This window comes from Roseicyclus sp., from assembly GCF_052168335.1.
In the GTDB taxonomy this organism is placed as follows: Bacteria; Pseudomonadota; Alphaproteobacteria; order Rhodobacterales; family Rhodobacteraceae; genus Roseibacterium.
Genome location: NZ_JBQLZP010000024.1, coordinates 1 through 7,487, shown reverse-complemented (window position 1 = coordinate 7,487; position 7,487 = coordinate 1). Strand labels below are relative to the sequence as shown.

At 72.3% G+C, this 7,487-nt stretch carries 8 protein-coding genes; all 8 read left to right on the top strand.

What is annotated here, in order from left to right; genetic code table 11:
- Positions 1–844 (top strand): GMC family oxidoreductase (locus ACTS11_RS00825; RefSeq protein ID WP_442638459.1); only part of this gene is annotated, 844 nt, incomplete at its 5' end.
- Positions 844–2,007 carry a dihydrodipicolinate synthase family protein gene (locus tag ACTS11_RS00820; protein ID WP_442638458.1) on the top strand — a complete coding sequence of 388 codons (1,164 nt, stop codon included), beginning with the start codon at positions 844–846 and terminating at the stop codon, positions 2,005–2,007. The genes ACTS11_RS00825 and ACTS11_RS00820, both read left to right, overlap by 1 nt.
- Positions 2,008–2,016: 9 nt before the next feature.
- Positions 2,017–3,030, top strand: a complete 1,014-nt coding sequence (locus ACTS11_RS00815; protein WP_442638457.1) for a LacI family DNA-binding transcriptional regulator — start codon at positions 2,017–2,019, stop codon at positions 3,028–3,030.
- Between the two features lie 23 nt (positions 3,031–3,053).
- Complete coding sequence (locus tag ACTS11_RS00810; RefSeq protein ID WP_442638456.1) at positions 3,054–4,262, top strand: glycerate kinase type-2 family protein; 1,209 nt, start codon at positions 3,054–3,056, stop codon at positions 4,260–4,262.
- 4 nt (positions 4,263–4,266) lie between these two features.
- Positions 4,267–4,569 carry a Dabb family protein gene (locus ACTS11_RS00805; protein WP_442638455.1) on the top strand — a complete coding sequence of 101 codons (303 nt, stop codon included), beginning with the start codon at positions 4,267–4,269 and terminating at the stop codon, positions 4,567–4,569.
- A gap of 69 nt (positions 4,570–4,638) precedes the next feature.
- Positions 4,639–5,532: a hypothetical protein gene (locus ACTS11_RS00800; protein WP_442638454.1), complete on the top strand. Its 894-nt coding sequence runs from the start codon at positions 4,639–4,641 to the stop codon at positions 5,530–5,532.
- 61 nt (positions 5,533–5,593) lie between these two features.
- Complete coding sequence (locus ACTS11_RS00795; protein ID WP_442638453.1) at positions 5,594–7,099, top strand: class I adenylate-forming enzyme family protein; 1,506 nt, start codon at positions 5,594–5,596, stop codon at positions 7,097–7,099.
- Positions 7,096–7,487, top strand: a 392-nt coding sequence (locus ACTS11_RS00790) for an SDR family NAD(P)-dependent oxidoreductase (protein ID WP_442638452.1), incomplete at its 3' end; no start/stop codon positions are given. The genes ACTS11_RS00795 and ACTS11_RS00790, both read left to right, overlap by 4 nt.

Below are 7,487 nucleotides of genomic sequence, written 5' to 3'. Positions count from 1 at the left end.
GGGCGCCATCGGTTCCCCCCGCCTGCTCCAGCTCTCGGGGATCGGCCCTGCCGACCACCTGCACGGCCTCGGAATCGACGTGGTGCTGGACCAGCCCAACGTCGGCGAGAACCTTCAGGATCACCTCGACCTCTACTGCATCTGCGAGGTTTCGGGCCCCCACACCTACGACCGCTACGCGAAGCTCCACCTCTCGGCGCTGGCGGGGCTGCAATACCTCCTGACACGCAAGGGGCCGGTCGCCTCCAGCCTCTTCGAGACCGGTGGCTTCTGGTATGCCGACCCCGATGCCCGATCGCCGGACCTCCAGCTCCACCTCGGGCTCGGGACCGGGATCGAGGCGGGCGTCGCCGCCATGCCGCAAGGCGGCGTGACCCTCAATTCCTGCTACCTGCGGCCCCGCTCGCGCGGCACCGTGCGTCTCGCCAGTGCCGATCCCGCCGCCGCGCCGCTGATCGATCCGAACTACTGCGCCGACCCGATGGACCGCGAGATGTCGATCCGCGGGCTGAAGCTGACGCAGCAGATTCTTGCACAAGAACCCTTGAGGCCCTTCATCCGGGCCGAACATCTGCCGGGACCGGACGTTAAGACGGACGACGACTACTTCGCCTTCATCTGCGCGCATTCCAAGACCTCGCACCATTGCGCGGGCACCTGCCGCATGGGCGTGGACGCGGGCGCCGTGGTCGATCCGCGCCTCCGATTCAACGGGATCGGCGGGCTGCGCATCGTCGACAACTCGATCATGCCCACGGTCATCTCCTCGAACACCAACGCGGCCGCCATCATGATCGGCGAGAAGGCCGCCGACATGATCCGCGCCGATCACGGAGGCTCCTGATGCGCCTGCCCACCTACGCCGGAACCCTCGAGCATTACGCGCTGACGGGCGAGCCGCTGGTCCCGCGCGCGCCCGAGGTGCCGCTGACCCGCACCGCCTTCGCCGCCGCGCACGTCATCTCGGACCCGCTGGCCGAGCGCTCCCCCTGGGACACGCGGCCCGCCGTCGATTGGGAGGCCACGCTCGCCTTCCGGCAGGGGCTCTGGGACCAGGGGCTCGGCCTCGCAGAGGCAATGGATACCGCGCAGCGCGGCATGGGCGTCGACTGGGAGACGGCGCTCGAGCTGATCCGCCGGACCATGGCGGCCGCCCGCGCGCATCCGCTGAAGCCGCGCGTGGCCTGCGGCGCCGGGACCGACCACCTTGGCCCCGCCGACCTGACCGACGCCGACGCCATCGCCAGCGCCTACATGCAGCAGATGGAGGCGATCGAGGCGGCCGGCGGCCAGATCATCCTCATGGCGACCCGCGCGCTGCCCGCCATCGGCGCGGCGGCCGATACCTATGCCCGCGTCTACGACCGCCTCCTGTCGCAGGCGGCCGAGCCGGTGATCCTGCACTGGCTGGGCGAGATGTTCGATCCCGCCCTCGCAGGCTACTGGGGCTCGGGCGACGTGGAAGCGGCCAGCGACTTCGTCCTCGACCTCATCGTGCGGAACGCGGCCAAGGTCGACGGCATCAAGATCTCGCTGCTCGACCAGGCGCATGAGGAGGCGTTCCGCGCCCGCCTGCCGGAGGGCGTCCGCCTCTATACCGGGGACGATTTCAACTATGCGCCCCTGATCGAGGGGGACGGCACGCGCCATTCCCACGCGCTTCTCGGCATCTTCGCCGCAATTGCGCCCGCCGCGTCGCAGGCGCTGGAGGCACTGGCGCGGGGCGACCGGGCGACCTACCACGCGCTCTTCGCGCCGACCGTCCCGCTGTCCCGCGAGATCTTCAAGGCGCCCACGCGCTTCTACAAGGCGGGGATCGCGTTCCTGTCCTGGCTGAACGGCACGCAGGACCACTTCGTCATGCCGGGCGGCTTCCAGTCGTCGCGCGAGATCGCGCACTACGCCGAAGTCTACCGCCTCGCCGACCGGGCGCGGCTGCTGGCGCGGCCCGACCTCGCGCAGGCGCGGATGCGGACACTTCTGGCGCTTCACGGGATCGACGGCTAGCAAGGGGGCATGAAGCGCCGTCCGACCATCACCGACGTGGCCGCCCTCGCCGGGGTGTCGAAGTCCACCGTCTCGCTCGTCCTCCAGCGGAGCCCGCAGGTCCGGGCCGAGACGGCCGAGTCCGTGCGCGCCGCGATGGGGGAACTCGGCTACGTCTACAACCGTGCGGCGGCGACGTTGCGCGGCTCCTCGGTGGGACTGGTCGGCCTCGTCATCAACGACATCCGCAACCCCTTCTTCACCGAGTTCGCCGCCTCGCTCCAGATGGCGCTGGCCTCTGCGGGTTACGCGACCGTCATCTCGAACTCCGACGAGGATGCGGGCCTGCAGGGCAAGCTTGTGGCGTCGATGATCGAGCACGGTGTCGACGCCGTCGTGATCTGCCCCGCCTATGGCGATGCCGCCCCCACGTTCGAGCCGCTGTCGCGCGCGGGCATCCCGACGCTCCAGGTCCTGCGCAAGATGGATGCGCGCACCGACCTGTTCCCGTTCTCCAGCTTCGACTACGCCCACGGCAGCGCCGAGGCGACGCGCCACCTGATCGGGCTGGGCGCGCGGCGCATCGCCTTCGTCGGCGGCCTCGACGGGCGCAGCATCACCGAGGAGCGGAAAGCGGGCTACGCCGACGCGCTGTCCGGGGCGGGCCTGTCGCCCCTGCGCCTGCCGGGCACGACCTCGCGCGCCTTCGGCCTCTCGGCGGCGGCGACGCTGGTGCGCGAGCATCCGGACTGCGACGGGGTGCTCTGCTTCAACGACCTCGTTGCGCTGGGCCTGATGGCGGGCCTCGCGCGCGAGGGCGTTGCGGTCGGTTCGGCCATGCGCCTCGTCGGCTTCGACGACATCGAGGATTGCGCGCTGAGCTGGCCGCAGCTCTCCTCCGTGTCCTGCGACATCGCCGTCTTCGCGCGGGACACGGCGGCGGCGCTTCTGGCATGGCTGACGGAGGGGACGAAACCCCCGCCGGAACAGCGTTCCCCCGTCCACCTCGTCGCCCGCGCCTCCAGCCTCGGAACCCCTGCATGACACCTCCGGACCTTCTTCGCGCGATGTTCGACAAGGCCGTGGAGGTCGCCGACCCGATGCGGAGCCTCGCGGCCCATCTGCCGCCGAAGCCGCCGGGCCGCGTCGTCGTCATCGGCGCGGGCAAGGCCAGCGCGCGCATGGCCGAAGCGGTGGAGGCCGAATGGGGCCCCTGCGACGGCCTCGTCATCACGCGCTACGGCTATGCGCGCCCCTGTCGGGGGATCGAGATCGTCGAGGCCGCGCACCCCGTCCCGGACACGGCGGGCGTCGCGGCGACCGCGCGGATGCTCGACCTGCTCGCCACCTGCGGAAAGGAGGATTTCGTCCTCGCGCTCATCTCGGGCGGCGGCTCGGCGCTGCTGATCCAGCCGGCGGACGGCATCACGCTGGCGGAGAAGCAGGCGCTGACCCAGGCGCTCTTGGCGTCCGGCGCGCCCATCGGCGAGATCAACGGCATCCGCAAGGAGATCTCGGCGGTGAAGGGCGGGCGGCTGGCGGCGGCGGCCTACCCCGCGCGGATGCTCGCGCTGATGATCTCGGACGTGCCCGGCGACCGGCCCGGCGACATCGCGAGCGGCCCGACCGTGGGCCACCGGGGCGATGCGGCGCGTGCGCTCGCCGCGCTGAAGCGCTGGAACGTGACCCCGCCCGCATCCATCGCCGCCTATCTCGAGGCCGGCGGCGACCCGGTGACGCCCGAAGACCCGCGCCTCGCCCGTGTCGAAAACGTCATCGTCGCCGCGCCGTCACAGTCGCTCCGGGCCGCGGCCGAGCTGGCCGAGGCGCAGGGCTACGCCGTCGAGATCCTCGGCGACGCCATCGAGGGAGAGGCCCGCGACGTGGCCCGCGCCCATGCGGAGCTGGCGCTCAAGGCGAAGGGCCCGCGCGTGATCCTGTCCGGCGGCGAACTGACCGTGACCCGGCGGGGCGACGGCGTGGGGGGGCCGAACGCGGAATATGCGCTGGCGCTCTCGCTCGCGCTGAACGGCGCACCCGGCATCCACGCCATCGCCTGCGACACCGACGGCGTCGACGGCGCGGCGGAGGTGGCGGGCGCCCTGATCGGTCCCGGGACGCTGGCGCAGGCGCGCGCGGCCGGGCGCGACCCGCAGGCCGCGCTCGACCGGAACGACGCCCACGGCTTCTTCGAGGCGATCGGCGGGCAGGTCGTCACGGGGCCCACGCTCACAAACGTCAACGATTTCCGCGCCATCCTGATCGCCCCGGAGTGACCCCATGCTGATCCACACCGTCCTCTTCGATCCCGCCTCGCCCGAGGCCGAGGCCCGCATCGTCGAGGCCTGCGCCATCCTCGCCGGGCTCGAGATTCCCGGCATGTCGGACTTCCGCCACGGGCCGAACCGCGATTTCGAGGGCAAGTCGGCGCGCTACACCTACGGCTTCGCGGTCAAGTTCGAGAGCCGCGAGGTCCACCTCGCCTACGAGGCGCATCCGGACCACGTCCGCGCGGGCGGGATCATGGTCGCCAACAGCCGCGGCGGCCACGACGGCATCTTCGTCTCCGACCTCGAGGTCTGACGCGGGCGCTGGCCAGCGGGTCCGGTTCCGGGCAGACTGGTCGGAACGGGCAGAACGGGAACGGGGCGCGTGCGGGCAACGGGGGAAGGCTGCGACCTATCGGTCCTCTTCGTCGCGGACGGGGAGCGGCTGGAGATGCAGAGCTGGCTTCTCGCCGTCTCGCTCGCCGTGGCGCATGAGGGCGGGCCGCGGCCGCGCTTCTTCGCCTACGCCACGCCCGCCCGGCTGCCCGACGTCGCGCCGCTCACCCGCGACCTCTACGACGCCTGCGGGGTCGAGTTGCGCCCGCTGCCCGCACCGCCCGCGTGGCGCGCGGCCTATCCCCACGGCAACAAGATGGTCGCCGCCGCCGACGCCCGCGGCACCGCACGGGCCGTGTTCCTCGACACCGACATGGTCTGCACCGCACCCCTGACCGCGATGGCATCCCTGCCCCCCGACACCGTCGCCGCCGCGCCCGAGGGCCTGCCCACCTGGGGCGCCGAGGGCGACCGCTGGGCGCGCGCCTATGCCCATTTCGGCCTGCCCATGCCCGAGACGCGCGTGCGTCTCCTGCGCGGGCGGCGCCGCGAGTCGCCGCCCTATTTCAACGCGGGCTTCGTGGCCTTTCCTGAGGGGGACTTCGCCACCCGATGGATCGAGACGGCGCTCGACTTCGACCACAACTGTGCCATCGCGGGCAAGCGGCCCTGGCTCGACCAGATCAGTCTGCCGCTGACGCTCGCGCGCTACGGCTACCGGACGGAGGTGCTGGGCGAGGCGTGGAACTGCTCCCTCTCCCGCAGGCGCGACATGGCGGCGGCGGCGGGCGCGCGCATCCTGCACTACCACCGCTTCGGCTACCTCGCACGGGCCCCGCAATGGCCCGCGATCCTCGACGCCTTCTGGACGCGCCTGCCGTCCCGCCACCACGCCGCCGCGCGCACGGCGCTCGCGGACGCCGGCCTCCTCCTCGCCGCCTGAGACTTGCGGCATCGTGCCTGCCATGGTGATCTTTCACCCGAGGATCGGGGAGGGGGGTCGCATGAACATCGCGCTCTGGCTCGACCGCACCGCCGCGGTCATGGGCGCGCGTCCGGCACTGATGCACGGAACCCGCGTGGTCGCCGACTACGCGACCTTCGCGCGCCGTGCCGCCGGTCTGGCCGCCGCCCTCGCCGCGCGCGGCGTGGCACCCGGCGACCGCGTCGGCGTCTTCGCGAAGAACCTGCCCGACTACCTCACCTGCCTCTTCGGCATCTGGCGCGCGGGTGCCGCGGCCGTTCCCGTGAACGCCAAGCTTCACACGAAGGAGGCCGCCTGGATCCTCGCCGACGCGGGTGCCGTCCTCTGCTTCGTCTCCGCGGAGCTCGCACCCGAGACGGACCTTCCTTGCGTCCCGCTCGCCTCGACGGAGTTCGACGCCCTCTGCGCCACCGATCCCGCCGACGCCGTCGCGCGGGAGGCGGGCGATCTCGCCTGGCTCTTCTACACATCCGGCACCACCGGCAAGCCCAAGGGCGTCCAGATCACGCACGCCATGCTCGCCGCGACCTCGCTCTGCTATCCCGTGGACGTGGACCCGGTGACGGAGGCCGACGCCGCCCTCTACGCCGCGCCGATGAGCCACGGCGCGGGCCTCTACGCCCTCATCCACGTCCGCATGGGCGCCGCCCATCTCGTGCCCGCGTCCGGCGGCTTCGACGCTGAGGAGGTGCTCGACCTCTCGGCGGCGCAAGGCTCCGCCTCGATGTTCATGGCCCCCACGATGGTCCGCCGCCTGACCGATGCGGCGAGGGCCTCCGGCGGCCGCGGCGAGGGCATCCGCACCATCGTCTACGGCGGCGGGCCCATGTACCGCGCCGACATCGAGGAGGCGGTCGGCTGGTTCGGGCCGAAATTCGTGCAGATCTACGGCCAGGGTGAATGCCCCATGGCGATCACCGCGCTCTCGCGCGCCGAAGTGGCCGACCGCACCCATCCCCGGTGGGCCGAGCGCCTCGCCTCCGTCGGCCGGGCCCAGAGCCTCGTGGAGGTCGCCATCGGCGACGCCACGGGCCGCCCCCTCCCGCCCGGCGAGACCGGCGAGATCATGGTGCGCGGCGCCCCGGTCATGCCCGGCTACTGGCGCAACCCCGAGGCCACGGCGAAGACGCTGAAGGACGGCTGGCTCATGACCGGCGATGTCGGGCGCCTCGACGCCGAAGGCTACCTCTCGCTCGCCGATCGTTCCAAGGATGTGATCATCTCCGGCGGCACGAACATCTATCCCCGCGAGGTGGAGGAGGTCCTTCTGACCCACCCCGCCGTCCACGAGGTCTCCGTCGTCGGGCGCCCCTCGCCCGAATGGGGCGAGGAGGTCGTCGCCTTCGTCGTCGCGGCCCCGGGCGCGCGCATCGACCCCGCCGCGCTCGACGCCCACTGCCTCGCGCAGATGGCGCGCTTCAAGCGGCCGAAGGACTACGTCCCGGTGCCCGATCTGCCCAGGAACAACTACGGCAAGGTGCTCAAGACCGAGCTCCGCGACCGCCTGAGGAGGGACACGCCATGACCGATCTGACCGGAAGGACCGCGCTCGTCACGGGCTCGGTGCAGGGCATCGGCCTCGCCGTCGCCGAGGCGCTGGCCGCCGCAGGCGCGCGCATCGCGGTCCACGGCCTCGCCGGCGACGCCCAGGTCGAGGAGGTCTGCCACCGCCTCCGCGCCAGGGGCGCGCCGCAGGCCGAGTTCTTCGACGGCGACCTCCGCGACCCCGACCGCATCGCCGGGCTGATGAAGGCGGTCGCCGCCTGGGGCGGGCCCGACATCCTCGTGAACAACGCCGGCATCCAGCACACCGCGCCGCTGGCCGAGATGCCCCGCGCTCGGTGGGACGCGATCCTCGTCGTGAACCTCTCGGCGGCCTTCCACACCATGCAGGCGGCGCTCCCCGGCATGGC

What these genes read in the sequence shown, in the direction of transcription:
- ACTS11_RS00805 (WP_442638455.1), top strand. Translation starts at nt 4,267, where the DNA reads ATGCTGATCCACACCGTCCTCTTCGATCCCGCCTCGCCCGAGGCCGAG.
- ACTS11_RS00820 (WP_442638458.1), top strand. Translation starts at nt 844, where the DNA reads ATGCGCCTGCCCACCTACGCCGGAACCCTCGAGCATTACGCGCTGACG.
- ACTS11_RS00795 (WP_442638453.1), top strand. Translation starts at nt 5,594, where the DNA reads ATGAACATCGCGCTCTGGCTCGACCGCACCGCCGCGGTCATGGGCGCG.
- ACTS11_RS00815 (WP_442638457.1), top strand. Translation starts at nt 2,017, where the DNA reads ATGAAGCGCCGTCCGACCATCACCGACGTGGCCGCCCTCGCCGGGGTG.
- ACTS11_RS00810 (WP_442638456.1), top strand. Translation starts at nt 3,054, where the DNA reads ATGTTCGACAAGGCCGTGGAGGTCGCCGACCCGATGCGGAGCCTCGCG.